This is a genomic window from Acidiphilium sp. 20-67-58 (assembly GCF_002255515.1).
Classification (GTDB): Bacteria; Pseudomonadota; Alphaproteobacteria; order Acetobacterales; family Acetobacteraceae; genus Acidiphilium.
In genome coordinates, this window is record NZ_NCAS01000001.1 from 54,355 (window position 1) to 80,461 (window position 26,107).

Here is a 26,107-nt window from a genome sequence, read left to right on the forward strand (position 1 = left end):
AGAAGACGATGGCGAAGACCTCACAGGTCAATCGGAATAAGCGGCGCGAGAAGATGGCCGCGCGTGATGCGGGGAAGCGCGCTGCGCTGAAGGCAATTGTGAAGGACCGTACCCTCCCGGTGGAGGACAGGTTTGACGCGACCCTGAAGCTCGCGCAGCTTCCGCGCAATGGCGCCAAGACCCGCGTGCGGCTGCGCTGCGAGCTGACCGGGCGCGCCCGCGGCAACTATCGCAAGTTCAAGCTCTGCCGTATCGCTCTGCGCGATCTCGCGAGCGCCGGGCAGATTCCTGGCATGGTCAAGTCGAGCTGGTAAGGGGGATATAACATGTCGATGTCCGATCCCCTGGGTGACATGCTCACCCGCATCCGCAATGCGCAGCGCGCCCGTCACGCAGTTTGCGTGGCGCCCGCGTCGAACCTGCGGGCCAATGTCCTTGACGTGCTGAAGCGCGAGGGTTTCATTCGCGGTTTCTCGAAGGAGGAGCTTCGCCCCGGTGTTGCTCAACTCCGCATCGAGTTGAAGTATAACGAGGGTGAGCCGGTGATCAAGGAAATCACCCGCGTCTCACGTCCCGGTCGTCGCGTCTACTCCAAGATCAAGGAGTTGCCGCGGGTTTATGCCGGCCTTGGTGTGTCGATCCTGTCGACCCCGCGCGGGGTCATGAGCGACGTCGAAGCGCGCACTGCCAATGTTGGCGGTGAAGTGCTCTGCCGCGTCTTCTGAGGAGGCAGCATCATGTCACGAGTTGGTAAGTATCCGGTTGCTGTTCCGCAGGGTGTGTCGATCACCATCGTCGATGGTTTCCTGACCGCGAAGGGCAAGCTGGGTGAGCTGAAGATGCCGCTTTCCGAGCGCGTCGAGACCGTGTTCGAGGATGGCAAGGTCACCGTAACCCCGCGCGACAAGGAAGCCGCATCCCGCATGATGTGGGGCACGACGCGCGCGAATGTCGCCAATGTTGTCCAGGGCGTCTCGCAGGGTTATGCGAAGACGCTCGAGATCAACGGCACCGGTTTCCGCGCCTCGGTCCAGGGCAGCAACCTGGTCATGAATTTGGGCTTCTCGCACGATGTGGTCTATCCGGTGCCGCAGGGCATCAAGATCACCTGCGAAAAGCCGACATCGATCAAGGTTGAGGGTATCGACAAGCGGCTGGTGGGGCAGGTTTGCGCCGAGCTTCGCGCCTTCCGTCCGCCCGAGCCCTACAAGGGCAAGGGTGTGAAGTTCGAGGGCGAGGCGATCCGTCGCAAGGAAGGCAAGAAGAAGTAATGAGCGCTGTACACGAAAACGAGGCGCGGCGCCGCCAGCGCCTCCGCTACCAGATCCGCCTCAAGGCACATGGCCGTCCCCGCCTTTCGGTGTTCCGGTCGGGCAAGCACATCTATGCCCAGGTGATCGACGATGCCGCGGGGCGCACGCTCGCTGCCGCGTCGTCGCTGGATGCCGGCCTGCGCGCGGCGCTGAAGACCGGGGCCGACAAGCAGGCCGCCGCTGCGGTGGGCAAGCTTGTGGCCGAGCGGGCGAAAGAGGCCGGTGTCACCCAGGTCGTGTTCGACCGTGGCGCCTACATGTATCATGGCCGGGTGAAGGCCCTGGCCGAAGCCGCTCGCGAGAGCGGTCTGGATTTCTGAGGAGCAGGGCATGGCACGCGAACCGAGAGAAGGCCGGGGCCGCGAGCGCGAGCGGGATCGCGATGGCGACGAGCTGATCGACAAGCTCGTCACCATCAACCGCGTCGCGAAAGTGGTGAAGGGTGGCCGTCGTTTTGCTTTTGCCGCCCTCGTGGTGGTTGGCGACCAGAAGGGCCGGGTTGGCTTCGGCGCTGGCAAGGCGAAGGAAGTTCCGGAAGCCATCCGCAAGGCGACCGAGCGGGCAAAGCGCGGCATGATCCGCGTTCCGATGAAGGAAGGCCGCACGCTGCATCATGACATCGAGGGCCGTTTCGGCGCCGGGCATGTCGTGCTGCGCGCAGCGCCTCCGGGCACCGGTATCATCGCTGGCGGTCCGATGCGCGCCGTTTTCGAGACGCTCGGCATCGGCGACGTCGTGGCGAAGTCGCTCGGCAGCCGCAATCCGCACAACATGGTGAAGGCAACGGTTGCGGCGCTCTCGCAATGCGCCAGTCCGCGCAGTGTTGCCTCTCGTCGTGGCAAGAAGGTCGCTGACCTGTTCGGCCCGAAGCGCGAGAAGGAGGTCCAGGCCGATGTCTGATCAGGTGAAGCGGGTGCGCGTCACCCAGGTCGGGTCGCCGATTGGCCGCAAGCCGGGCCAGAAGGAGACTCTTGTCGGTCTCGGTCTGCGCCGGATGAATGCGAGCCGTGAACTCGCCGCCACCCCGGAAACGCTCGGCCGCATCCGCAAGGTCAAGCATCTCCTGAAGGTCGAGGAGCTGTCGTAATGAAACTGAACGAACTGCGCGATAATCCCGGTGCGCGCCCGAAGTCGAAGCGGCTTGGGCGCGGCATCGGATCGGGCAAGGGCAAGACGTCCGGAAAGGGCGTCAAGGGCCAGAAGGCGCGTGAGGGCGTATCGCTGAACGGGTTCGAGGGCGGTCAGCTCCCGATCTACCGGCGTTTGCCGAAGCGCGGCTTCAGCAATGTGAACCGCAAGGACTATGCCCCCCTGAACATCGGCACACTTGCTGCGCTGATCGAGGCGGGCAAGATCCATGCGGGGCAGAAGATCACCGAGGCGACCCTGCGCGCCGCCGGTGTCTATGCCGGTTCGAAGCTTGCCGGCGTGCGGCTGCTTGGCCGCGGCGAGATCTCGCAGAAGGTTGAGATCGAGGTGTCTGGCGCATCGGCCACGGCCATCGCTGCCATCGAACAGGCTGGCGGCAGCGTGACGACGACGGTCGTCCGCGCTGAGGCGGCTTCTGCCTGACCCACTTGCCGTGACCACCAAGGTTGCGGCACAATAAAGCCTGACGAACGGCGCTGCAGGTCGTGAGTTTTCACAGACCCGCGGCGCCGTTCCGGTTTCCGGAGATACGGCACGCTGCCGTTGGATGAGGGATATTCATGGCGTCCGCCGCTGAGCAACTCGCTTCGAGCTTCAACCTCGAAACCCTGTCGAAGGCGACCGATCTCAAGAAGCGGATCTGGTTCACCCTCGGTGCGCTGATCGTTTTCCGCCTCGGCACTTATATCCCGATTCCCGGGGTGGACCCGACGGTGATGGAGCATATGCTGGCGCAGAATGGCGGCGGCATTCTCGGCATGTTCAACATGTTCAGCGGCGGCGCGCTTGGTCGCATGACGGTGTTCGCGCTGAACATCATGCCCTACATCTCCGCGTCGATCATCATGCAGCTGCTCCAGGCGGCCGTTCCGCAACTTGAGACGCTCAAGAAGGAAGGTCAGACGGGGCAGCAGAAGATCAACCAGTATACACGCTACCTCACGGTCGTGATTGCTCTCGCCCAGTCTTACGGCATCGCCATCGGGCTTGAGAGCATCACCTCGACTGTTGGCCCTGCCGTCATGGATCCAGGGCTCTTCTTCATTGTCACCACCGTGATCACGCTGACGGGCGGCACCGTGTTCCTGATGTGGCTCGGTGAGCAGATTACCTCGCGGGGTATCGGTAACGGGTCGAGCCTGATCATTTTCGCCGGTATCGTTGCAGCGTTTCCGGGAGCAATCGCGAGCGTGCTTCAGCTCGGTGCTTCTGGTGGGCTCTCGACCGGGTTTGTAATTGGCTTTTTTGTTCTCTCGCTCGCGGTCGTCGCCTTTGTGGTGTTCATGGAACGCGCGCAGCGCAAGGTCGTGATCCAGTATCCGAAGCGCCAGGTGGGGAACCGCATGTTCGGTGGCGATTCATCTCACCTTCCGATGAAAGTGAACACGTCGGGCGTTATTCCTCCGATTTTCGCCAGTTCACTGTTGCTCATCCCGGCCACCGTGATCGGGTTCAGCCACGGCACCGGCCCTGGCTGGCTGCAGTTCCTCGCCCGCGAGTTGTCGAACGGACAGCCGGGCTACATGTTGCTGTATGCCGGTTTGATCATCTTCTTTTCCTATTTTTACACGGCCGTTGTGTTCAATCCTGAGGAAACCGCGGATAATCTCAAGAAATACGGCGGTTTTGTTCCCGGCATCCGTCCCGGGGCAAACACGGCTAAATATTTCGACTCGGTGTTGACCAGGCTCACCACAATCGGCGCCGCCTACCTCGTCATCGTCTGTCTCATACCTCAATTCCTGATCGGACAATTCGATCTGGCAGCGGGATATTATTTCGGCGGCACCTCGCTTTTGATCGTCGTTTCGGTCACGATGGACACGGTAGCGCAAATTCAGTCTCATCTACTTGCCCATCAATATGAAGGCCTGATTCGCAAGGGTCGAGGGAGGACACGCGGTCGATGAACATTATTCTTTTGGGGCCTCCGGGAGCCGGCAAAGGCACGCAGGCGAAAATTCTAGAGGAGCGCTACGGCGTTGCCCAGATTGCCACCGGCGACATGCTGCGGGCCGAACTGAAGGCCGGCACCGAACTCGGGCTTGCCGCGAAGGCGGTGATGGAAGCCGGCGCACTGGTGTCGGATGACATCATCATCGGCATGCTGCGGAATCGGCTGTCCCGGCCGGATTGCCGTAACGGCTTCATCCTCGACGGTTTTCCCCGCACAGTTCCCCAGGCCGAGGCGCTGGATGCGATGCTGGCGGAACAGAAATTCGATCTCGATGCCGTGATCCTGCTGAAGGTGGATGAGGCAGTGCTGGTCGAGCGTATCTCCGGGCGCTTCACCTGCGGGACTTGCGGCGCCGGGTATCATGACCGGTTCCATCCCACGAAGGCCGATGGCGTCTGCGACAAATGTGGCGGGCACGATTTCGTTCGCCGCCCGGACGACAAGGCGGAGGTCGTGAAAGACCGTCTCTCGGCCTACAACGCGCAGACCGCGCCGATCCTGCCCTATTACGAAGCTGGCGGGCGGCTCTACTCCGTCGATGGCATGGCGGCGATGGACGACGTCACCGGCCAGATCGAGGCGGCGTTGCGTGAGGCGGGTGTCGCCCGTCCGGCGACAGTGTGATAATGGATCAGATCACGGAAAATTGATCCATCTCGATTGACTCGGAACGGGCCGGGCATTAGAGAACCACATCTGCGGCGCTCCCTGGCGGGGCGCCGCACTTTATTGAGGCGCCAAGGCTGGTTTATCTAGTCTGAGCCTTCATTCGATGACCTTCAATGCCGCCGGCCGCACCCGGCGGCGATCCAAGGAGCAGACCGTGGCGCGTATTGCCGGCGTAAACATCCCTTCGAACAAGCGCGTGCTGATCAGCCTGCGGTATATTTATGGTATCGGGCCGGCCAAGGCGCGCGAAATCTGCCAGGCGCTCGAGATCGCCGACGAGAAGCGTGTCAATCAGCTCTCCGAAGACGAGATCATGAAGATCCGCGAGCTGATCGACAAGGATTATCGCGTCGAGGGTGATCTCCGCCGTGAAGTCGCCATGAACATCAAGCGCCTCGTCGATCTTGGGTGCTATCGCGGGCTTCGGCATCGCAAGGGTCTGCCAGTTCGTGGCCAGCGCACCCACACCAACGCCCGCACCCGTAAGGGCAAGGCCGTGGCGATTGCTGGCAAGAAGAAGGCGACCCGCTAAGCTGCGGCTTCGCGCCTACCCGACTTTCAACGCCGGCCGACCATGGGTCGGCGTATCGAGACAGAGACAGGATTATTCATGGCCAAAGCAGCCTCCACGCGTCCCCGCCGCAAGGAACGCAAGAACATCTCCTCCGGTGTCGCGCATGTTCTCGCGAGCTTCAACAACACGATGGTGACCATTTCGGACGCGCAGGGCAACGCGATCTCGTGGTCGTCGGCCGGCAGCCAGGGTTTCAAGGGCAGCCGCAAGTCGACCCCGTATGCGGCGCAGGTGGCTGCCGAGGATGCCGGGCGCAAGGCGCGCGAGCACGGCATGGAGACGCTGGAAATCGAGGTTAGCGGTCCGGGGGCTGGTCGTGAGAGCGCGTTGCGCGCCCTGCAGACGATCGGTTTCTCGATCACCGCGATCCGTGACCTCACGCCGATTCCGCATAACGGCTGCCGTCCGCGCAAGCGTCGCCGCGTCTGACGGCGCCGGCCGCTGACGCGGCCCGGCCGCACCCCGAAGGGCTGATGCCGCGCCGGGGTCGGAACGTTTTTGGATGGTGAGGGCGGCACGCCCGCCTGACCGGAGGGACTGATGTTGAGAGATACGCATTTGGCATTGCAGCGGAACTGGCAGTCGCTGCGCAAGCCCGAGAAGCTGGATATCGAGCCCGGCGCTGATGACATGCGCGTGGCGACGATCATCGCCGAGCCGCTGGAGCGCGGTTTCGGCCTTACTCTCGGCAACGCCCTGCGCCGTGTCCTGCTGTCCTCGCTGCATGGCGCAGCCGTGACATCGGTGCGGATCGATGGCGTGCTGCACGAATTCTCGTCGATCGCCGGCGTCCGTGAGGACGTCACCGACATCGTCCTCAATATCAAGCAGATCGCGGTGCGCATGCATGGCGATGGCCCGAAGCGGATGACCGTGTCGGCGACCGGTCCCTGCGAGGTGACTGCCGGGATGATTCAGACCGGTCACGATATCGAGGTGATGAACCCCGAGCTAGTGATCTGCACGCTGGACGACGGTGCGACGCTCGGCATGGAACTGACGGTCGATTCCGGCCGTGGCTATGTTCCGGCCGCGGCGAATCGCCCCGAGGATGCGCCGATCGGGCTCATCCCCGTCGATTCGATCTATTCGCCGGTGCGCCGCGTGTCGTATCGCGTGGAGCCGACTCGTGTCGGTCAGGTCACCGACTATGACCGTCTGATCCTGAACATCGAGACCAACGGCGCCGTCACTCCTGAAGATTCGGTGGCGCTTGCCGCCCGCATTCTGCAGGACCAGCTCGGCATGTTCATCAACTTCGAGGAGCCGCAGCGCCTCCGCGCCGAGGAGCCGCGCCCGGAGTTGCCGTTCAACCCGAACCTGCTGCGCAAGGTGGACGAGCTGGAGCTTTCCGTCCGTTCGGCGAACTGCCTGAAGAACGACAATATCGTCTATATCGGCGATCTCGTTCAGAAGTCGGAGCAGGAAATGCTGCGCACGCCGAATTTCGGCCGCAAATCGCTGAACGAAATCAAGGAAGTCCTGTCTGCCATGGGCCTTGGCCTTGGCATGGTTGTGCCGGACTGGCCGCCTGAAAATATCGAGGAGCTGGTCAAACGCTCCGACAATCCGTTCTGATCGCCTTTCAACCCATCGCTTTTCGTCTTTACTGATCCGGAGTTACTCCCATGCGTCACGGCCTTGCAGGACGTAAACTTGGCGTCACCGCGTCCCACCGCGCGGCCATGTTCCGCAACATGGCGGTCGCCCTGCTCAAGCACGAGCAGATCACCACCACGCTGCCGAAGGCGAAGGAGCTCCGGCCGGTTGCCGAGAAGCTGATCACCCTTGGCAAGCGCGGCGGGTTGCACGCCCGCCGTCAGGCGCATGCGATGCTGAGAGACGATGTCATCGTCTCCAAGCTCTTTGCGGCGCTTGCCGATCGATACAAGGAACGCCAGGGCGGCTATACTCGCGTTCTGAAGGCCGGCATGCGGTATGGCGATGCCGCAGATATGGCTGTCATCGAGCTTGTCGATCGCGATCCGGCCGCGAAGGGGCAGGATAGCGGCCCGAAGCCGGAGCTCGCCACCGATGAGACCGAGTCCGACGAAGCGGCTGCTGCCTGAACGCTTCCGCCGCGTTTGATTGAATGAAGGGCGCGGCATCTGCCGCGCCTTTTTTCGTTCTGTCGGCACACTACAACAGCATGCCATGCTTGAGCATCATCCGACCGTGACGGATCGGTGAGTACTCCAGGGAGTGACGATGCAATTCGACCAGATCACCGCTGAAACCCCCTCTGAATCCGGGCTTGCGGCTGGCTATGGCACGCTGCATGCGCATCTTGACGCCGGGGCGATCGGCCCCGCGATCGACGGATGGGAAGCACTTCGTCGGGATTATGGTACGTGGTCGAGCCTCGTCCATCTGCGGTTCTCGCAGGATACTGCCGATCCCGGCCGCAATGCGGCACGGGAATATGCCGACGCGCTCGACCCGGTGGTCGCCAATCATGAAACCGCGTTCAAGACCCGATTGCTGGGGCTCGACACGGCTGCGCTCGAAGCCCGGTTCGGCCCCCACGCGCTGGCGATGTGGCGCAATGACATTACGACCTTCCGGCCTGAAATTGCCGCGGATCTGGAAGTCGAGTCCCGTCTCGCGGCCGAATATACCGCGTTGCTTGCCAGCGCGTGGATCGAATTCGATGGGCAAACGCTCAATCTCTCGGGCCTCGGTCCTTATGCCGAAAGCCCGGATCGTTCGGTTCGCCACGACGCCGCCGCTGCGCGCTGGGCGTTCTTTGCCCAGCATGGCGACACGCTGGACGGGCTCTATGACAAGCTGGTGAAGCTGCGCCACGGCATTGCCCGCACCCTCGGGGATGAGAATTTCATTTCGCTCGCCTATCGGCGGATGGGGCGGCTCGATTACGGACCCGCCGAGGTCGCGACCTATCGCGAGGAGGTCCGCCGCCATGTCGTGCCACTCGTTGCCCGGTTGATGGAGCGCCGCAAGGTGGAAAACGGCCTCGACCGCCTGATGGCGTGGGATGAACCGATGATCGACCCGGAGGGCAACCCGAAGCCGGTCGGCGGGCGTGCGGTGCTGGAAGGTGCCGCGGCGGAGATGTTCGCGGCGATGGACCCACGCCTTGCCAACTTCTACGACGCGATGCGCAATGGCGGCTTCATGGATCTCGACAACCGGCCCGCCAAGGCAGGCGGCGGTTTCTGCACCAGCTTCCCGAGCGTGGGCATGCCGTTCATCTTCGCGAATTTCAACGGCACGCATCACGATGTTGATGTATTCACGCATGAGATGGGCCACGCCTTCCAGAACTACATGAGCCGGCACCTGCCGCTTTCGGATTATTTCTGGCCGACGATGGAGGCGGCAGAAATCCATTCTATGAGCCTGGAATTCCTTGCCCATCCGCATATCGAGCCGATGTTCGGCGCTGCAACCGAACGCTACCGGCGGATGCATCTGATCGGCGCGCTCGAATTCCTGCCCTATGGCGTGTGTGTCGATCATTTCCAGCATGAGGTCTATGCCGAACCCGACCTCACACCGGCCGATCGCCACGCGCTCTGGCGTCGTCTCGAACAGCTTTATTTGCCCTGGCGGGACTGGGGCGACCTTGACTATCCGGCGCAAGGGGGTCGCTGGCAGGCGCAGATGCACATCTATCGCTCGCCCTTCTATTATATCGATTATACTCTGGCGCAGTGCTGTGCGCTGCAATTCTGGCTCGCGGCACAGCGCGACGAGCGCGCTGCCTTCGATACCTACGCCACGCTCTGCACGCTTGGCGGCTCGCGCCCGTTCGGCGGGCTCGTTGCCGCGGCGGGCCTCGTCTCGCCCTTTACCCCGGGCGCCTTGCGCGATGTGGTGCGCGCCGCAGCACAGGCGCTTGATCTCTAGGGCGTCATAGGATCAGATAAGGATGCTCAATTTATCAACATGATAGAGCACTGAATCATGACCTTCCCCACCGTTACCGCCGGGTACGGCGCCCTGCTCGCCCTGATTTATCTCGCGCTCTCGCTCTGGGTTGGTTTTGGCCGGGTCGGGTTCCGGGTGATTCACGGCGATGGCGGCAATGCGCGCCTTGCCCGGCGCATCCGCGCGCATGCCAATTTCGCTGAATATGTTCCGCTGATCCTGCTGCTTGCGGCCTGTCTCGAGGCAAGCGGGGCAGGGCGGCTTGAGATGAACGCGCTGCTCTTCCCGCTGCTGATCGCGCGCATCATCCACCCGTTCGGCATGATCGCGCCGGAGAATTCCCTTCAGCAATTCCTCTGCCGCGCGCCCGGCGCGCTCATCACCTGGCTTGTCGTCGGTGCGGAGGCTGCTCTGTTGCTGGCGCGGCTGCGATGAGCGATCGTCAGCGCAACGTCTTTCCGATCGCGCCCGCAGGACTAGCCCGCCTTGTGGGCGGGTTGGTCGCCGATATCAGGCGTGAGAGCTGATCACGGGTCCCGCCGCAAGATCATCCGCACGCCGATATTGATCGCCAGCACGACGAGCATCACAAGCAGCGCCGCGGCGAAGGCAAGGGCGTGGGATTGTGGGTTCGGTTCGTTGATGAAGGTCCAGATGACATAGGTCAGGTAGCCGATCGGCTCGTTGGTGAGCTTGCCGGACCAGAGATAGTTGGACCACCCGGCAGTATAGATCAGTGGCGCCGTTTCGCCGACCGAGATCGCGAGCGACAGCAGCACGCCGGTGATCACGCCCGGTGCTGCCGCTGCCAGCACGATGCGTGAGGCCACGGTATGATCCCGCGCGCCCAGCGCATAGGCCGCCTCGCGCATGCTGATCGGCACCCGCCGGAGGGACATTTCGGTGATCCGCGCCAGATAGGGCACGACCATGATGGCCAGCGTGATCGCCCCGGCCAGTGCGGAGAATTTCCAGCCGAGCCCGATTACCATGGTGATGTAGGAGAAATAGCCCAGTACGATCGAGGGCGTGCCGGTCAACGTGTCGGCCAGGAAGCGCACGGTCGCGCCGAAGCGGTTCGCGCCATATTCCGAGAGATAGATCCCGGCGCCGATCCCGATCGGCGCGGCGATCAGGAGCGAGCCGAGCGAGAGCACCAGCGTGCCGATGATCGCGTTCTGCAGCCCGCCCGTCACCCCGTTCGTCGAGGTGGTGAAGAGCGCGACCGAGAATGCCGAGGCGCCCTTGAGCGTTACCGTCAGCACGAGATCGAGCAGCGGCACGGCGATCAGCAGAAAGGCGAGGGTGCACAGCCCCCAGCCGATGATGTTGGTCGCGTAGCGCCGCCGTTCGAGCGTCGTCAGCCGCGCCGGCGTGGCATCATGCGTTGCGGACATTGATCGTCCTCCTGACCAGCAGGCGTGCGGCCGCGTTGACCAGCACGGTGATGACGAACAGCACGAGCGCGATTTCAGCAAGCGACTTCACCGCCATGTTGCTCGGGTCCTGCAGCGCGCTGTCGAGCTGCGAGAGGATGAAGGCGGCCATCGTGCTGATCGGGGTGAAGATCGTCCCCGGCAGGTAGTTGAGCGCGCCGCCCGAAACCATCAGCACCGCCATCGTCTCGCCCAGCGCGCGGCCAAGCGCCAGCACGATGCCGCCGATCAGCGTGACGCGAGCGGTCGGCAGCATGGTGCTGGCAACGACCTCGAAATGCGTCGCTCCCAGCGCATAGGCCGATTCCCGCAATTCGCGCGGCACCTGGTTGAGCGCGTCGTACAGCGTCGTGGTGATGATCGGCGTGATCATCAGGGCCAGCACGATCGAGGCGGCGAGCAGCCCGTAGCCGCTGCCGGTGCTGTTGTTCATGTTGAAGAAGGGTATGAAGCCGAACACCGCGGTGATCGCCGGGCTGATCCAGTTCGCGATCAGCGGCACCAGCACGAAAATGCCCCACAGGCCGAAAACCACGCTCGGCACCACGGCGACCAGCTCGACCAGCATGGTCAGCCAGGGTCGCATCCGCGCCGGCGCTTTTTCCGAAAGAAACATCGCGGTGCCGACGCTCACCGGCACGGCGAACAGGATTGCGAGGAAGGAGGAGAACAGAGTGCCGACGATGAAGGCGAGTATCCCGTAATTCGCACCGGGCGGGACCTCGTAGCCGTGGTGGATCACCGTGTTGCCGTAGAGATTCCCGAGATTCCAGTTGATCGTCCACAGGAAGCGCAGCCCGTTGAACCCGATCGCCTGCCACGAATAGCGCGCGAGAAAGAAGACGATGGCAGCCAGCGCCAGCGGGATCAGCAGCGCGACCGCCGCCATGGTCAGCCTGAACGGTTTCACCTTCGACATGCGGCACCCCTTACACGAAACTGCCCCTCCGGCGAAGCCGGAAGGGCAGGGGTCGTCTCGTCAAGCCTTGCGGCTCTCCGTGGATCAGCCCTCGATCTGGGCGATCTGCTTCGCGGACAGCTCGCGGATCTTCTTCGGCAGGGCCTTGAAGTGCACCTGCTTCAGATACTGCTCGGCATTGCCCTGGTTGGAGGCCCAGGTCAGCAGGGTCTTCACCGCATCGGCAGTGGCCTTGTTCGCCTGCTTCTTGTTCACGATCGCATATTCATAGTTGATGATCGGGTAGCTGTTCGCACCTGGCGCGAAGATCAGGCTGATGCGCTCATCGGTCGGGGTCTTGTCGCCCAGCGCAGCGGCCGCGGCGCTCACGGTCTTGGCGGTCGGGAGAACGGCCTTGCCAGCGCGGTTCACCAGCTTCGCGGTGCCGAGCTTCGCAGCGTCGATCTGCTGGGCAAAGCTGACGCCGACATAGGCGATCGAATACTTGTTGCCCTTCAGCGCCTCGACCATGCCGGGATTGCCCTGCGCGCCGAGCCCGCCCTGCACCGCCGGCCAGGAGATGCTGGTGCCGTAGCCGATCTTGCTGTTCCAGTCGGGGGTGGAGAAGCTCAAATACTGCGAGAAGATGAAGGTATCACCCGAACCGTCGGTGCGGTGCACCGGGATGATCTTGTGGTTCGGCAGCTTCACGCCCGGGTTCAGCTTCGCGATCGCCGGCGAATCCCAGTTGTTGATCGTGCCGGAATAGATGCCGGCGAGCACCGGGCCGGAGAACACCAGGTGGTGCCCGTTCAGGCCGGGGAGGTTGTAGTTGATCGACTGCGCCGAGATCGCGAGCGGGATGTTCAGGATGCCCGGGCTCTGCTTCAGCTGGCCGTTCGACATGTACGCGTCGGACGCGCCGATCTGCACGAGGCCCTTGATCGCCTGCGCGATGCCGGTGCCCGAACCGGTGCTCTGCGTCGTGACGCGGATGCCCGGATGCGCCTTCTCGAAATGCGGCACCCAGATATTGAACAGCGGGTAGAGCAGCGAGGAGCCGGTCTCGGTCAGGGTCACGGTCTGGGCGGCCGATGCGGCGCCAGCGCCGAGGCCGGCGACCAGCAGAGCGGCAGCACCGGCACCCATGATGACGGAACGCCGCAGTTTGGAATCTGATCGCACGATGGATCTCCCTTTCGGTTGCGATGGCGAATTCATACTCGAACGCATCACTACGTCCTGCCGCGCCATCTAGATGATCCAGTGTGACAACGCGACCGGTTGTCGGTGAAGCTTTTATGACAACTGATCCGCCTCTGTGACGCTTCCGCCCGTACGCAACCCCTGCGCGATCCGCCCGCGCAGCATTTCTACCGGCGTCTCCAGCCTGCCGTAGCGCACTGCCCGGCGCACCCGCTTCCCGCCCTCGCCGCGCAGGATCAGGGTAAGGACCGTCGCTGTCACATCGGCGCTGGCGATGTCCGTCCAGGCGTGATGCTCGGCATCCGCCGGCTTGCGGTGCAGCGTGATGCCCTCCACCCCGATGACCGCGCGCGCGCGTATCGCCCTGTCGGCGCGCAGCCGCCGCATCGACTCGACCGCGCCGATCACCGCGATCGTGCCGGCAAGCGGCAGCAGCAGCGCCATCATGGTCAGGAACGGGCTTGGCTGCGCCGTCCGCACGAACACGAAGGGGGCGGCGAGGCCAAGGAGCAGGATCATCAATGCGATCGGCAGTGGCGGATTGGGCCGCGCCGGACCGGCGCGCAGCGCGAGTTCCCCGCCCGGTTGTGCGGCGCGATCGCCGTCGTCATCGTTCATGCCGCTACCCTGCCCGAGCGGGTCAGGTTTGTCGATCATCGGCGCCGGGGCATAGTGATTTCAATGACCGCCGAATCGCCCCGTCCCAGCCTCGCCGCGCTGTTCTCCGGCTTCTTCGTCGCCGGGCTGTCCGGCTTCGGCGGCGTGCTGCCGTTTGCCCGGCGCATCATGGTCGAGCGCCGCGGGTGGCTCACCGCGGCGGAATTCTCGGATCTGTTCAGCCTGTGCCAGTTCCTGCCCGGCCCCAACGTGGTGAATCTCGCCGCCGCCTTCGGCGCCCGGCAGCGTGGCTTCGCCGGCGCGATGGTCGCCATTGTCGGATTGCTTGCCGCGCCGGTCGCCATCGTGATCGCGCTCGGCACCGTCTATGAGCGGATCGGCTCGATCCCGCCGGTTCATCACGCGTTGCAGGGACTTGCCGCCGGTGCTGCGGGCCTGTTCGCGGCGGCCGCGCTGCGCATCGCCTGGCCTGCCGCGCGCCTTCCCGCGCGCGCTGCCGTGGTTGGCCTTGCCTTTGCCCTGTTCGGCGTTCTGCACCTGCCGCTGCCGGCGGTCATCGTCGTCGTAACACCGCTGTCCGTGTTCGTCGCGTGGCGGCAGCATCGATGATCCTGCTTGTCCTGCTCGGCCTGTTCGCCGGCCTGTCGCTGATCGCGATCGGCGGGGTTGCCAGCACCTTGCCGGCGATGGCGCGCGCCGTTGTCGCCCATCACTGGATGAGCGCGCCACAATTCGCCGCCCTGTTCGGCCTCGCCCAGACCAGCCCCGGCCCGAACATGCTGATCGCGACGCTGATCGGCCTGCATGTGGCAGGGATTGCCGGCGCGCTGGTTGCCACGCTCGGCATGATCGGTCCGTCGAGCGTGCTGACGGTTGTGGTCGCCGGGGTGTGGGAACGGTTCCGCGCCGCGCGCTGGCGGCTGGTTCTGCAGGCGGCGATCACGCCGGTTTCGGGGGGGCTGATCCTCGCCGCCGCCCTCGTCGTCGTCCGCGCGGCCGATCATGGTCTGCGAGCCTGGGCGATCACGCTCGCGGTCATGCTTGTTTCGCTTTGCGTCCGGTTGCATCCGCTGGTTCTGCTCGCTGCCGCCGCCGCCCTCGGGGCCGCGCTGTTCTAGAGCATCTTTATCCGATCAGATGGGATCATCTGATCGGATGATGCTCTATTTATCAACAAGATAGAGCACGACATCCGATCCTGATGGATCGGAACGTGCTCTGACCCGCCGGACGAGGTTCAGCCGAGCCGAAGTGCGACCGGCAGCCCCGCTTTGGGCAGGCGCGCGAAGCGGCTGATATCCGGTGCCGGTGCGCCATAAAGATATCCCTGCGCATAGTGGCAGCCGCACTCCCGCACGAAATCCCGTGCCTCCGGCGTCTCGATCATTTCCGCGATGGTGCTGATCCCCATCCGGCGGCACAATTCGGTCAGCGCCGAGAGAAAGGCGCGGCCCTTCTGCGCCCGCTGCGCGTGGCGGATCGCATCGCCGTCGAACTTCACCGCATCGACCTCCAGCACCGAGAGATACCGGAATGACGAGGCGCCGGCGCCGAAATCGTCGAGCATCACCGCGAAGCCGCGGTTGCGCAGACCCTGAATGAAGCCGTTGGCGGAATCGAGATCGGCGATCTGGGCACTTTCGGTAATCTCGAATGAAAGGCGACGGCCCAGCCATCCGTTTTCGTCGAGCAGCCGGTGCAGCCCGCTGGAATAGGCAGGGTCGACGATCGAGCGGCCGGAGATGTTGATCGCGATATTCACCTGCGATTCGTTCAACGGCCGGGCGGCGAGCCACCCCACCGCCTTGCGCGCCATGGCCAGGTCGAAATCGGCGATCAGCCCCGTCTCCTCGGCCAGCAGGATCGTCTCGAAGGGCGATGTCGTGCCGGCATGCTCGAAGCGGGTCAGCACTTCATAGTGGTGGACGGAGCCATCCGCGATGTTGACGATCGGCTGGAAGACGAGGTCGAAGGCTCCGTTATCGATCGCCCGACGCAGCCGCGTCACCGCTCCCATCGCATCGCTCAGCGTCGTGCGCAGGCGCTCTCCCGCCTCCTGCAGCGTCATGCCCTGGCCCTCGCCGAAACGGTGCATGGCATAGACCAGCCCGCGCGCCAGATCGTCCTCGCTCATGCTCGCTTCGCGCATCGGCAGGGTCACGGCTTCCACGCGCGGCGCGGTTGGGTCGGCCGCGTGGATCATGGCCTCGATCCGGCCGACCAACGCGCTGAAATTCTGTCCCGCCTCGTGCAACACCGAATAATGACCGCTGTGCAGCCGCGTCGCGGTATCGCCGCCGAGCGAATGGGCCTTGAGCAGGTTGTCCAGCGTGTCACCGAGGCGCTTGCTGTCGGGATCAGTCGCGCCGCCCATCGGCGGGATCGCCAGCAAGGTCATCTCGGCGCCGCTGGACCCCGCCGCGGCGAGACGACCGGCAAGATGCCGCGCCTCCTCGACCGCATCCGGCGGAGGTGCGGTCTCGGGCGCATCCTCCGGCAGCCTGCGCATGGCGACGTAGATCCGGTCGCTGCCGCTCTCGAGCCGGTGCGCCGCGACGCTGACCCGGGTGCCCATGCCGCGGGGACCGTCGAGGCGGACGGTGCCGGCCATTGCCCGGCGCGTCGGCGTCAGCGCTTCGAGCATGCCGGCGATCCGCCCGCGATCTGCCCGGTCGATCAGATTGTCCAATGGCCGGTTGGTCCAGGACGCTACGGTTCGGCCGGTCAGCGCCTCGCTCGCGCCGGACATGGTCTCGATCCGCAGATCGCGGTCGAGCGTCAGAAGCAGGTCGCCCCAGCAGAATGCCAGCAGCGCATACCGATCCCGATCCTGCCGCAACCCGTTTACCACGGTGTCGGCTTTCGACATCCCGTTTCAGTCTCCGCACGATGTCGTGAACCCGGCCTGCCTGGATGGCCGCATCCATACCCTGCCAATAACGATAACCACCGCCTCACGCAGCGGAATTGTCCAAATATGGGATGAGTTGATTAAGCAAGGGTTAACTGGACGGCTTCATCCCAACGAAGCGGCCAGCAGGTCGAGCGCGTGGTCGACTGTCGCCCGCCGCACCGCGGCCCGGTTGCCGGCGAAGACGCGCCGTTCGGCCAGCGTCACGCCATCCTTGCGCGCAACGCCGAACCAGACCGTGCCGACCGGCTTTTCCACCGTCCCGCCCTCCGGCCCGGCAATGCCGGTCACCGCCACCGCAAGGTCAGCCGTCGCGCGGGCCAGCGCACCTTCGGCCATTGCCCGCGCCACCGTCTCGCTCACCGCTCCATCCCGCGCGATCAGCGCGGGGGAGACGCCGAGCATTGTCGCTTTTGCCTCGTTCGCGTAGCTGACGAAGCCGTAGCCGAACACGGCGGAAGCGCCGGCAATGTCGGTCAATGCCGCGGCGATCATCCCACCCGTGCAGCTTTCCGCCGTCGCGACCGTGCGTTGCGCCTGCTTCGCGCGCTCGATCACCAGCGCCGCTTTCTGGTTCACAGCCCCGTTCCCGGCCAGATGAAGCGCAGGATCACGAGCACGATCGCCGCGAAGGCTCCGGCGATCCAGTCATCAGCCATGATCCCGAGCGCGTCGTGCCGGGCATCGGCGAGGCTGATCGGCCAGGGCTTGCGGATATCGAAGAGCCGAAACAGCAGGAAGGCGAGCAGCACGCCCGAGCCAGTCAGCCAGGGCAGGCCGAGCAGGGCGATCATCTGGCCCGCGATCTCGTCGATCACGATCCAGCCGGGATCGCGCCGCGCCATGCCGGTTCCGGGGATCGCAATCAGCCCCGCGGCGCTGGACACCACGATCCCGCCGGCGAGCGCGCCGATGCCGTGGCTGTAGAGCACGCAGCCAAGGAGCAGGCCGAGCAGCGCGCCGGCGGTGCCCGGCGCGCGCGGCACGAAGCCGACGCCGAGGCCCGAGGCCAGCGCACGGCCCAGCACAGTCGTGGCGCTCACCGCGACGCGGTCCACCGTACCACCGGGTCGGTCGCCGGCTCTCCCTCCAGCGCGCGATAGATCACGATCCCCTCCGTCACCCGTTCCACATAGTTGCGCGTCTCCCCGAACGGGATCTCCTCGATCCAGGTCACGAGGTCGACCCCGCCTTCCGCCTTCGGCATGCGCGGATCGCCATTGGCGGCGATCCATTTCGTCACGTTGCCGGGCCCGCCATTATAGGCTGCGATCGCGAGCGGCAGGCAATCGCCGAAGCGCTGGAGCAGATGGGCAAAATAGGCGGAACCGAGCGCAATGTTCCGCGACGGATCATCGAGCAGCGCGCCCGGCGGCAGGGCGAGACCGGAGCGCTGCGCCACCTGCCGTGCCGTTCCCGGCATCAGCTGCATCAGCCCTGCGGCGCCGGAGGGGCTGACCACGCGGGGATCGAAACTGCTTTCCTGGCGGATCAGCGACAGGATCGCGCTGCGCGGCGGCGGCGGCGGGGGCGGCGGAACGGTTGCCGCGGTGGGCTCGATGCGCGGCTGGCCGCGTGCCGGCAGCAGCCCCGGCGGGATCGGCCAGCCGATACGCACCAGCATGTCTCCCGCTGTTCCTGCCATCCGCGCCACCATGACCGAGGCCGAAACCTGTCCGATCCCGTCGGCGAGCCGGGCGTCGAGATAGCGGTCGACAAGCCCCGGGCTGAGTTCGGCCATGCGCAGCAGGAAGGCGCGGGCCCGGCGCGGCGCGCCCATTTCGGCGAGCAGGACCGCTGCTTGCGGCAATTCGCGGGCGGCGAAGGCGGAGGCCTGTCCCGCCGTCAGCCGCGGCTCGCCGAGGACGCGCAGTCGTGCCGCCAACTGCGTCGGCGTTTCGCCCGCCTGAAGCGCCGCCAACTGGCCATAGAACGTATCCGGATAGGCGGCGGCGCGCAGCAGGTCGGCCCGCGCCGTCCGGCCGCTCTCGGTCTGCGCCAGCCAGTAGAAGGCACGGGCACGGGTGATCACCGCGGTTGAGAGCCCCTGCAACTTGACGAACCAGGGCCGCGCCTCGGCCGGGTCGTGCAGCATGCGCAGGGCAATGAACCCGGCGAGGAAATCGCGGCTGGCCCGTGAATCCTCGCCCGGCGGCTGCCCGGCGGCGACCAGCGCATAGGCGTCCTTCGCATCGCCGGCAGCGAGCAGGTCGCGCGCGAAACTCTCCCGTCGCCGCCAGAGCAGCGCACGCGCCAGCCCCGTCGCCTGCTTTGCCGCATCCGCGCCCAGCGCCTGCCACAGCGCGAGCCGCGCGGCCTGGTCGGGCGCGGCGGCGAGTTCGGCAAAGAACAGGAACGGCGTCGCCCGCTCGGTCGTGGTCAGCGCCGCTACCGCCGGCTGTGCCCGCGTGGCGCCATGTGCGAACGCGATGAAGGCATGGGCGGTGGCTAGCTTGCCGGCCGGCAACTGGCCGAGCAGCATGGTCGCCATGTTCAGTTTTCCGGCGATGGCGAGGCGTGAGAATCGCGCCCAGTTCGTCTCCGGCGTCAGCAGCGCGCCGTATTTGGCCTCGAAAATCGCCGCACTGGCCGGGCTGTCGAAGCCCTCGATCCAGGCGCGCCGGGCGAAGCGGGCCGCCTCGCGCGGGGCCACCTTGTCGATGGCTGCGGCGCAGCGCGCATTGGCGGCGGCGGTTTCGGGCAGCCGGGTGCTGCATTCGCGCCGCACCGTGGCGTCGTCCGGGTCGGCGGCCAGCGCCTCATTCCATCGGCGGGCAAGGATCCCCTGCTCCGGCCAGTCGGGATATTTCGCCATGAACGCGGCGATCTCGGTCTCGTTCGCCGCCCCGGGGTCGAGCAGCCGGTAGAAGGTCACCAGCCGCGCCACCAGCCGGTCCGGCTCCGCGGCGGCGAGGGTTTCGGCCTCGGTCCAGTGATTGGCGCGGATGTCGTTCATGATCCGGGCGAGGGCGGGGTCGGGCTGCAGCGGGGCGGCGATGGCGATCGCGCCCAGCGGCGCGGGTGCGGCGCCGAGAGCGAGCAGGGACGTCAGCAGCAGCAGCATCCGGATCATGCCCGAATCAATAGCAGGACTGCTCCCGCGCTCCCATACCTTGTCGCCGCCGAATGCTGCGAATAGGTTACGTCCACTCACGGAGATTACAATGTTTCACGGTTCACTGGTCGCGCTGGTTACCCCGATGCACGAAGACGGTCGCATCGACGAGGCAGCGCTCGAACGTTTCATCGAATGGCAGATCGCCGAGGGCACCAATGGCCTCGTCCCGGTCGGCACCACCGGCGAATCTCCCACGCTCAGCCATGACGAGCACAAGCGTGTGGTCGAAATTACCATCGAGGTGGCGAAGAAACGCGTTCCGGTGATCGCCGGCGCCGGCTCGAACGCCACGCGCGAGGCGATCGGCTTGGCGAAGCATGCCGAATCCGTCGGCGCCGATGGCGTTCTCGTCGTCACCCCGTATTACAACAAGCCGACGCAGGACGGGCTGTTCCGCCACTTCACCGCGGTTGCCGATGCGATCGGCATTCCGCTGATCATCTACAATATCCCGCCCCGCTCGGTGATCGACATGAGCGTGGCGACGATGGCGCGTCTCGCCCGGCACCCCAACATCGTCGGCGTGAAGGACGCGACCGCGAGCCTCACCCGGCCGCTGCATACCGCCGCCGCCTGTGGCGCGTCGTTCTGCCAGCTCTCGGGAGAGGATCACACCGCACTCGCCTTCCTCGCCTCTGGCGGGGTCGGCTGTATTTCGGTGACCGCCAACATCGCCCCGCGCCTCTGCGCCGAGATGCAGGCGGCGTGGCGGGCCGGCGACCTGAAGGCGGCGATGGCGATCCAGTCCCGCATGCTGCCGCTGCACGATGCGATGTTCGCCGAGAGCAATCCCGCCCCGGCGAAATATGCCGCCTCGCTGCTCGGCTTCGGCTCGGAATTCTGCCGCCTGCCGCTCGCCCCGCTGGCCGAGGCGACGAAGGCGCAGATGCGGGCCGCGATGACCGGGCTCGGGCTGATCGCCTGATGGCCGAGCCCCGGAAATCCGGGCTGATCTCCCACGGGATCGCCGCACAGAACCGCAAGGCCCGCTTCAACTACACGATCAAGGATACGGTCGAGGCGGGACTTGTGCTGCGCGGCGCCGAGGTGAAGTCGCTGCGCATGGGCCGTGCCACGCTCACGGAGGCGTTTGCCGGCGAGCGCGATGGCGAGATGTATCTCTTCAACATGTATATCCCCGAATATCAGGGCGGCGTGCTCTCCCGCTTCGACACCAAGGGCCCGCGCAAGCTGCTGCTCAAGCGCAAGCAGATCGACCAGCTGCTCGGCGCCATCGCCCGGCAGGGGTCGACCGTCGTCCCGCTCGACGTGCATTTCAACCCGCGCGGCCTCGCCAAGGTCACGCTCGGCATCGCCGAGGGCCGCAAGCAGCATGACAAGCGCCAGGCCATCGCCAAGCGCGACTGGGAACGCGACAAGGCCCGTATCCTCAAGAACCGCTGACCTCATCGCGCGCTGGACCGCGCGCCCGTTCCCCCTCTATCATCCCCCACCCCGGAAGGAGAACGGCGATGGACGAGGCGGACAAGCAAGGCAAAGACGGATCGGACATCAGCCTGATCGGCCAGATCCGCGACAAGCTGATCGGCCGCAAGCAGGACTGGTCGCGTGAGGGGCGGGGCCTGACCGGCACCACCGCGCCGCCGGCGCAGCGCCTTCCGCCCGGCCAGCGCCTCGTCACCGACTGGCCGGTGCTCGATCTCGGCGTCCAGCCCGAAGTGCCGAAATCCGCCTTCCGCCTCGCCATCGACGGCGCCGTCGCCAACCCGGTCGCCCTCGACTGGGACGGGTTCATGGCGCTGCCGCAGCAGGACAGCGTGTCGGACATGCATTGCGTCACCACCTGGTCGCGCTACGACAATCACTGGCGCGGCGTGTCGATCGCCACCGTTCTCGACCTCGTGCAGCCGCACCCGGAGGCGACCCACGTTCTCTTCGAATCCTATGACGACTACACGACCAATCTCCGCCTCGACCAGTTCGCGGCCGAGGATTGCTACCTGGTGCACAGCTGGGAGGGAAAGCCGCTGACCCGCCAGCATGGCGGGCCGGTGCGGGTGCTGGTGCCGCGCTATTATCTCTGGAAATCCGCCAAATGGGTCCGCCGCATCACCTTCGCCGTGGCCGACCGCAAGGGCTTCTGGGAAACCCGTGGCTACAACAACAATGCCGACCCCTGGGCCGAGGAACGTTACGCCTGAGCCCCCCGCCTTCACGCGGGCCCCGGCTTCGGCTACCAGTCGGCTCGAACAGGGTATCCAACTCAGGAGAAACTCGATGATCAAGGTGGGCGACAAGCTCCCGGCCATGAAGCTGATGACCCCCGGCGCCGAGGGGCCGCAGGAGATCGACACCGGCGAGCTGTTCGCCGGCAAGACGGTGGCGCTCTTCGCCGTTCCCGGCGCCTTCACCCCCACCTGCAGCGCGAAGCATGTGCCCGGCTTCCTCGAGCATCACGATGCGCTGAAGGCAAAGGGCGTCGATGAAATCGTCTGCATCGCGGTGAACGACGTGTTCGTGATGTCCGCCTGGGCCGAGGACCAGAAAGCCGCCGGGAAGATCACCTTCCTCGCCGACGGCTCCGGTGCCTTCACCCGCGCCATCGGCCTCGAACTTGACCTCATTGCCCGCGGCCTCGGCGTGCGCAGCCAGCGCTATGCGCTGGTCGCCAAGGATGGCGTGGTGACGCATCTCGCCATCGAGCAGCCCGGCGGCTTCGACGTCAGCCGTGCCGAGGCGGTGCTGGAGTCGCTCGGCGGCTGAGCCTTTCCGCGTGACGCCACGCTGCGGCCCGACGCTGAGCGTCGTCGTCCCCTGCTACCGTGAGGAGCCGAATGTCGCGCCCATGGTCGCCGCCCTCGATGCCGCGCTCGCCGGCATCGACTGGGAGGTGATCTTTGTCGATGACGACAGCCCCGATGGCACGGCCGCTGCGGCACGCGCGCTCGCCCGCACCGATACCCGGGTGCGCTGCATCCGCCGCATCGGCCGGCGTGGCCTGTCCTCGGCCGTGATCGAGGGGGCGCTGTCGAGTTCCGCGACCTTCGTCGCGGTGATCGACGGTGACCTGCAACACGACGAGACCATCCTCCCCGCCATGCTCGACGCGGTGCGCGCAGGGGCGGATATCGCGGTGGGCAGCCGCCATGTCGGCGGCGGCGACGCCGCCGGCCTCGCCTCGCCGCTGCGCCAGCGCCTCTCCGGCGCCGGAATCGGCCTTGCCCAGAAACTCGCCGGTGTGGCGATCTCCGACCCGATGAGCGGCTTCTTCCTGCTCCGCCAGGCGCTGTTCGAGGATCTGGCGCATCGGCTGAACGGGCAGGGTTTCAAGATCCTGCTTGATCTGCTGCTTTCCGCGCCGGCACCGCTGAAAGTTGCCGAACTTCCCTATCGCTTCCGCCCCCGCGCCGCCGGCGAGAGCAAGCTCGACATCCTGGTGATGGTCCAGTTCGCCGGCCAGTTCGTCGACCGCGCGCTGGGGGGCGTGGTGCCGTTGCGCTTCATCGCCTTCGCGCTGGTCGGGCTGTTCGGCATTTTCGTGAATCTTGCCGCGATGCAGGCGAGCCGCGCCGCCGGGCTCGATTTCGGCCCGGCGCAGACGCTCGGCACCATCGTCGCGATGGTTGCCAATTTCGAGATGAACAATCGCCTGACCTACCGCACGATGAAGCTGCGAGGGGCGCGCTACTGGCAGGGGCTCGTGCTTTTCATGCTGGTCTGCGGCCTTGGCGCGATTGCCAATATCGGCATCGCCGGCGCGCTCTATCGTGGCGCCGATGCGAACGGCCTCGCCGCCAGCGCCGCCGGCTCGGCGATCGGCGTGGTCTGGAACTACGCGGTCTCCGCCACGCTGGTGTGGCGCGTGCGATGAGCGCGCACAAATCATGCGTGCGATGAGCGCGCCAGGTCGATGCGTGCGATGAGCGTGCCGGACCGGTCCGGGCGATGAGCCGCCGGGCCTGGCTGGCGGCCCTGGGCGGCCTCACTCTCCTTCGCCTTGTTCTCGCCGGCCTCATTCCGCTCTCGCCGGACGAGACCTATTACTGGCTGTGGTCGAAGCACCTCGCCGCCGGCTATTATGACGACGCGCCGCTGATCGCGCTCTGGATCCGGGCGGGCACGTTGATTGCTGGCAACGGCGCGCTCGGCATTCGCCTGCTCTCGCCGCTCTCCGCCGCCATCGGCACGCTGCTGATCTGGCGGGCCGGTGAGGATCTCTTTCCCAACCGCCGTGCCGGTCTCACCGCCGCGCTCCTGCTCAACGCCACCCTGGTGCTGAACGCAGGCGCCATCATCACGACGCCGGACACGCCGCTCCTGCTGTTCTGGACGGCTTCGCTCTGGGCGATGGCGCGCTGGCTCGCCACCGGCGACGATCGCTGGGTCCTCGCCGCCGGCCTCGCCGCCGGGCTCGGCTTCGAGGCCAAATACACCGCTGCCCTGATCTTCGTTGCCATCGGCCTGTTCATGCTCGTCACCAGCGAGGGCAGAGCGGGGCTGCGCCGGAAGCTGCCCTGGCTCGGGCTGCTGATGGGCCTGCTGGCGATGCTGCCCGTCGTCATGTGGAACGCGGCGCATGGCTGGGCGAGCTTCGCCAAGCAGGGCGGCCGCTCCGCGCATCTCGATCTTGCCGGTATGCCCGGCCACCTGCTCGGGCTGGTCGGCGGGCAGATGGGCCTTGCCACTCCGCTCGTCCTTGGCCTGATGGCGTGGGGTGTCTGGTCGTTGCGGCGCGACCGCTCCGCTGCCGCCCGCCTCGTCCTGCTTGCGGTGCTGGTGCCTGCCGCCGTGTTCGTCGAGCACACGCTCTCCGGCCCGGTGCAGGCGAACTGGCCCGCCATTCTCTACCCGGGAGCCGCCCTTGCCGCCGGCGCGATTGCCCCGCGCATCGGCCGCGCCTGGCTGCGCGCCGCCGCGGCATTTGGTTTCCTGCTGGCCGCGATCGTCTGGCTCCAGGCCGCCGCCGCACCGTTTCCGCTGCCCCCGCATCGCGACCCGACCGCGATCCGCCTCGCCGGCTGGAAGGCGCTGGCGCGCGATGTCGCCCGCGCTGCCGCGTCGCGCCATCTCACCGTGATCGCGAGCACTGACTACAGCACCCTGTCCGAACTCGCGCACGACCTGCCGCCCCGCTTCACCGTGGTCGGACTCGGCCCGCGCTGGCGGTTCTTCGCCGCCCCGCCGGCCGCGCCCGGCACGCGGGTCCTGCTGGTCCAACCGTCCTGGCTCGCTGGCTTCGCCGCAAGCGAGGTCGCCGCCGCCGTTCCCGCGGGCCACGTCGCCCGCCGCCGCGCCGGCATCGCGATCGAATCCTACGTCCTGTCCACCGCCCGGCTCGCCCCCGCCCCCGCCGCACTCATGAGGCCCAAGCAATGACCCGCCAGCCCACCGCCGAGGATGTTCTCGCCGCCCGCGCCCTGATCGCCCCGCATATCGTCCGTACCCCGACGCTGCGCTCTCCCGCGCTCGACGACCGGACCGGCGCGGAGGTCTTCATCAAGGCCGAACCGCTGCAGCGCACCGGCAGCTTCAAGCTGCGCGGCGCGACCAACGCCATCCTGAGGCTTGCCCCCGCGGCGCGTGAAGCAGGCGTCGTCGCCTATTCCTCGGGCAATCATGGCCAGGCGGTGGCTTGCGCTGCGGCGGCTCTCGGAATTCCGGCGACGATCGTGATGCCGCGCGACGCGCCTGCCATCAAGCGCGAGTCGACCGCCGCCTGGGGCGCCGAAATCGTCCAGTACGACCGCCGCACCGAAGACCGCGTCGCAATCTCCGCCACGATCGCCGCGCGCACCGGTGCCGCGCTGATCCCGCCTTTCGACCATCCTGACGTGATCGCGGGGCAGGGCACGCTCGCGCTCGAACTGGTGGAGGATGCGCGGGCGGCGGGTGCTGCGCTCGATCTCGTCTTCGTCTGCACCGGCGGCGGCGGCCTGACTGCCGGCTGCGCCCTCGCTCTCGAACACGCCTCGCCTGAGACCCGGCTGATTGCCGTCGAGCCCGAGGGGTGGGACGATACCGGCCGTTCGCTCGCCGCCGGCGTGCGGCTTGCGAATGATGGCACGGGCTCCGCGCTCTGCGACGCGCTGATGGCGATGACCCCCGGCGAACTGACATTCGAGCTCAACGCGCCGCGCCTTGCCGGTGCCCTCGCGGTCAGCGAGTCGCAAGTGCTTTCCGCCATGAGCTTCGCGCTGCGCCATCTCAAGCTGGTGGTCGAGCCCGGCGGCGCCGTGGCGCTGGCGGCGGTGTTATCCGAGGCGCTGCCGCTCGAGGGATTGTCGGTCGGTGTTGTGCTGTCGGGCGGAAACGCCGATCCGGAACTTCTGACCCGCGTCCTTGGAGTCACCTCCTGACGGTCTGATTCAGGCTTTTTTAACCCCTACCCCCGATACTCCGGCTCCGA

32 protein-coding genes are annotated in these 26,107 nt (G+C 66.1%); 24 read left to right on the plus strand and 8 right to left on the minus strand.

Annotated elements, in window-relative coordinates; genetic code table 11:
- Positions 1–8: 8 nt before the first annotated feature.
- From rpsN to B7Z76_RS00345, 15 genes are all read left to right on the plus strand, one after another.
- Positions 9–314 (plus strand): 30S ribosomal protein S14, encoded by a 306-nt coding sequence (gene rpsN / locus B7Z76_RS00275; RefSeq protein WP_174503150.1) that lies wholly within the window; start codon positions 9–11, stop codon positions 312–314.
- A gap of 12 nt (positions 315–326) precedes the next feature.
- Positions 327–725 carry a 30S ribosomal protein S8 gene (rpsH, locus tag B7Z76_RS00280; protein ID WP_174503149.1) on the plus strand — a complete coding sequence of 133 codons (399 nt, stop codon included), beginning with the start codon at positions 327–329 and terminating at the stop codon, positions 723–725.
- 12 nt (positions 726–737) lie between these two features.
- A complete protein-coding gene (gene rplF, locus B7Z76_RS00285) occupies positions 738–1,271 on the plus strand; it encodes a 50S ribosomal protein L6 (RefSeq protein ID WP_174503148.1) in 534 nt (177 codons plus the stop codon).
- Positions 1,271–1,633, plus strand: a complete 363-nt coding sequence (gene rplR / locus B7Z76_RS00290) for a 50S ribosomal protein L18 (RefSeq protein ID WP_291341635.1) — start codon at positions 1,271–1,273, stop codon at positions 1,631–1,633. The genes rplF and rplR overlap by 1 nt, the downstream gene beginning before the upstream one ends.
- Before the next feature lie 10 nt (positions 1,634–1,643).
- Complete coding sequence (gene rpsE / locus B7Z76_RS00295; RefSeq protein WP_174503146.1) at positions 1,644–2,213, plus strand: 30S ribosomal protein S5; 570 nt, start codon at positions 1,644–1,646, stop codon at positions 2,211–2,213.
- Positions 2,206–2,400 carry a 50S ribosomal protein L30 gene (gene rpmD / locus B7Z76_RS00300; RefSeq protein WP_174503145.1) on the plus strand — a complete coding sequence of 65 codons (195 nt, stop codon included), beginning with the start codon at positions 2,206–2,208 and terminating at the stop codon, positions 2,398–2,400. Before rpsE ends, rpmD begins: the two co-directional genes overlap by 8 nt.
- Positions 2,400–2,885: a 50S ribosomal protein L15 gene (rplO, locus tag B7Z76_RS00305; RefSeq protein ID WP_291341636.1), complete on the plus strand. Its 486-nt coding sequence runs from the start codon at positions 2,400–2,402 to the stop codon at positions 2,883–2,885. Before rpmD ends, rplO begins: the two co-directional genes overlap by 1 nt.
- A 137-nt stretch (positions 2,886–3,022) precedes the next feature.
- Positions 3,023–4,372 (plus strand): preprotein translocase subunit SecY, encoded by a 1,350-nt coding sequence (gene secY, locus B7Z76_RS00310; RefSeq protein WP_174503143.1) that lies wholly within the window; start codon positions 3,023–3,025, stop codon positions 4,370–4,372.
- Positions 4,369–5,043 carry an adenylate kinase gene (locus tag B7Z76_RS00315; RefSeq protein ID WP_174503142.1) on the plus strand — a complete coding sequence of 225 codons (675 nt, stop codon included), beginning with the start codon at positions 4,369–4,371 and terminating at the stop codon, positions 5,041–5,043. Before secY ends, B7Z76_RS00315 begins: the two co-directional genes overlap by 4 nt.
- A 199-nt stretch (positions 5,044–5,242) precedes the next feature.
- Positions 5,243–5,620, plus strand: a complete 378-nt coding sequence (gene rpsM, locus B7Z76_RS00320) for a 30S ribosomal protein S13 (RefSeq protein WP_174504811.1) — start codon at positions 5,243–5,245, stop codon at positions 5,618–5,620.
- Positions 5,621–5,698: 78 nt separating this feature from the next.
- Entirely contained in the window at positions 5,699–6,091 is a 393-nt protein-coding gene (gene rpsK / locus B7Z76_RS00325; protein WP_007424196.1) for a 30S ribosomal protein S11, read from the plus strand.
- Between the two features lie 129 nt (positions 6,092–6,220).
- Entirely contained in the window at positions 6,221–7,240 is a 1,020-nt protein-coding gene (locus B7Z76_RS00330; RefSeq protein WP_174504810.1) for a DNA-directed RNA polymerase subunit alpha, read from the plus strand.
- 50 nt (positions 7,241–7,290) lie between these two features.
- Positions 7,291–7,731, plus strand: a complete 441-nt coding sequence (gene rplQ, locus B7Z76_RS00335) for a 50S ribosomal protein L17 (protein ID WP_174503141.1) — start codon at positions 7,291–7,293, stop codon at positions 7,729–7,731.
- Between the two features lie 139 nt (positions 7,732–7,870).
- Positions 7,871–9,532, plus strand: a complete 1,662-nt coding sequence (locus B7Z76_RS00340) for a M3 family oligoendopeptidase (protein ID WP_291341637.1) — start codon at positions 7,871–7,873, stop codon at positions 9,530–9,532.
- A 57-nt stretch (positions 9,533–9,589) separates the two neighbouring features.
- Complete coding sequence (locus tag B7Z76_RS00345) at positions 9,590–9,988, plus strand: MAPEG family protein (RefSeq protein WP_291341638.1); 399 nt, start codon at positions 9,590–9,592, stop codon at positions 9,986–9,988.
- Between the two features lie 92 nt (positions 9,989–10,080).
- On the opposite strand, the gene pstA is transcribed toward B7Z76_RS00345, so the two are convergent.
- From pstA to B7Z76_RS00365, 4 genes are all read right to left on the minus strand, one after another.
- A complete protein-coding gene (gene pstA / locus B7Z76_RS00350; RefSeq protein WP_174503138.1) occupies positions 10,081–10,950 on the minus strand; it encodes a phosphate ABC transporter permease PstA in 870 nt (289 codons plus the stop codon).
- A complete protein-coding gene (pstC, locus tag B7Z76_RS00355; RefSeq protein ID WP_174503137.1) occupies positions 10,934–11,908 on the minus strand; it encodes a phosphate ABC transporter permease subunit PstC in 975 nt (324 codons plus the stop codon). Before pstC ends, pstA begins: the two co-directional genes overlap by 17 nt.
- 84 nt (positions 11,909–11,992) lie before the next feature.
- Positions 11,993–13,072: a phosphate ABC transporter substrate-binding protein PstS gene (gene pstS / locus B7Z76_RS00360; RefSeq protein ID WP_174503136.1), complete on the minus strand. Its 1,080-nt coding sequence runs from the start codon at positions 13,070–13,072 to the stop codon at positions 11,993–11,995.
- 114 nt (positions 13,073–13,186) lie between these two features.
- The gene (locus B7Z76_RS00365) at positions 13,187–13,750 is read right to left on the minus strand and encodes a hypothetical protein (RefSeq protein WP_174503135.1); all 564 of its coding nucleotides are present in this window, start codon (positions 13,748–13,750) and stop codon (positions 13,187–13,189) included.
- A gap of 24 nt (positions 13,751–13,774) precedes the next feature.
- Here B7Z76_RS00365 and B7Z76_RS00370 point away from each other — a divergent pair, with 24 nt between their 5' ends.
- Positions 13,775–14,320, plus strand: coding sequence for a chromate transporter (locus tag B7Z76_RS00370; protein ID WP_174503134.1), 546 nt, complete (start codon positions 13,775–13,777; stop codon positions 14,318–14,320).
- The gene (locus B7Z76_RS00375; protein WP_291341639.1) at positions 14,317–14,829 is read left to right on the plus strand and encodes a chromate transporter; all 513 of its coding nucleotides are present in this window, start codon (positions 14,317–14,319) and stop codon (positions 14,827–14,829) included. Before B7Z76_RS00370 ends, B7Z76_RS00375 begins: the two co-directional genes overlap by 4 nt.
- A 119-nt stretch (positions 14,830–14,948) precedes the next feature.
- Here B7Z76_RS00375 and B7Z76_RS00380 read toward each other — a convergent pair whose 3' ends face one another.
- From B7Z76_RS00380 to B7Z76_RS00395, 4 genes are all read right to left on the minus strand, one after another.
- The gene (locus tag B7Z76_RS00380; protein WP_291341640.1) at positions 14,949–16,580 is read right to left on the minus strand and encodes an EAL domain-containing protein; all 1,632 of its coding nucleotides are present in this window, start codon (positions 16,578–16,580) and stop codon (positions 14,949–14,951) included.
- Positions 16,581–16,727: 147 nt separating this feature from the next.
- A complete protein-coding gene (locus B7Z76_RS00385) occupies positions 16,728–17,201 on the minus strand; it encodes a CinA family protein (protein WP_174503131.1) in 474 nt (157 codons plus the stop codon).
- Positions 17,198–17,665, minus strand: a complete 468-nt coding sequence (locus B7Z76_RS00390; RefSeq protein ID WP_371808621.1) for a phosphatidylglycerophosphatase A — start codon at positions 17,663–17,665, stop codon at positions 17,198–17,200. The genes B7Z76_RS00385 and B7Z76_RS00390 overlap by 4 nt, the downstream gene beginning before the upstream one ends.
- On the minus strand, positions 17,662–19,695 hold the full coding sequence (locus B7Z76_RS00395) for a lytic transglycosylase domain-containing protein (protein ID WP_291341641.1): 2,034 nt from the start codon (positions 19,693–19,695) through the stop codon (positions 17,662–17,664). Before B7Z76_RS00395 ends, B7Z76_RS00390 begins: the two co-directional genes overlap by 4 nt.
- A gap of 91 nt (positions 19,696–19,786) precedes the next feature.
- Between B7Z76_RS00395 and dapA the strand changes: the two genes are divergently transcribed.
- The 7 genes from dapA to B7Z76_RS00430 all read left to right on the plus strand — a co-directional run bounded on the left by dapA (position 19,787) and on the right by B7Z76_RS00430 (position 26,057).
- A complete protein-coding gene (gene dapA, locus B7Z76_RS00400; protein ID WP_291341642.1) occupies positions 19,787–20,665 on the plus strand; it encodes a 4-hydroxy-tetrahydrodipicolinate synthase in 879 nt (292 codons plus the stop codon).
- Positions 20,665–21,144 carry an SsrA-binding protein SmpB gene (smpB, locus tag B7Z76_RS00405; protein WP_174503127.1) on the plus strand — a complete coding sequence of 160 codons (480 nt, stop codon included), beginning with the start codon at positions 20,665–20,667 and terminating at the stop codon, positions 21,142–21,144. The genes dapA and smpB overlap by 1 nt, the downstream gene beginning before the upstream one ends.
- Positions 21,145–21,212: 68 nt before the next feature.
- Positions 21,213–21,902, plus strand: a complete 690-nt coding sequence (locus B7Z76_RS00410; RefSeq protein ID WP_174503126.1) for a sulfite oxidase-like oxidoreductase — start codon at positions 21,213–21,215, stop codon at positions 21,900–21,902.
- A 76-nt stretch (positions 21,903–21,978) separates the two neighbouring features.
- A complete protein-coding gene (locus tag B7Z76_RS00415; protein ID WP_174503125.1) occupies positions 21,979–22,464 on the plus strand; it encodes a peroxiredoxin in 486 nt (161 codons plus the stop codon).
- Positions 22,465–22,474: 10 nt separating this feature from the next.
- Complete coding sequence (locus tag B7Z76_RS00420) at positions 22,475–23,572, plus strand: glycosyltransferase (protein WP_291341643.1); 1,098 nt, start codon at positions 22,475–22,477, stop codon at positions 23,570–23,572.
- Between the two features lie 74 nt (positions 23,573–23,646).
- Positions 23,647–25,077 (plus strand): glycosyltransferase family 39 protein, encoded by a 1,431-nt coding sequence (locus B7Z76_RS00425; protein WP_291341644.1) that lies wholly within the window; start codon positions 23,647–23,649, stop codon positions 25,075–25,077.
- Entirely contained in the window at positions 25,074–26,057 is a 984-nt protein-coding gene (locus B7Z76_RS00430) for a threonine/serine dehydratase (RefSeq protein WP_291341645.1), read from the plus strand. Before B7Z76_RS00425 ends, B7Z76_RS00430 begins: the two co-directional genes overlap by 4 nt.
- The last annotated feature ends 50 nt before the right edge of the window (positions 26,058–26,107 follow it).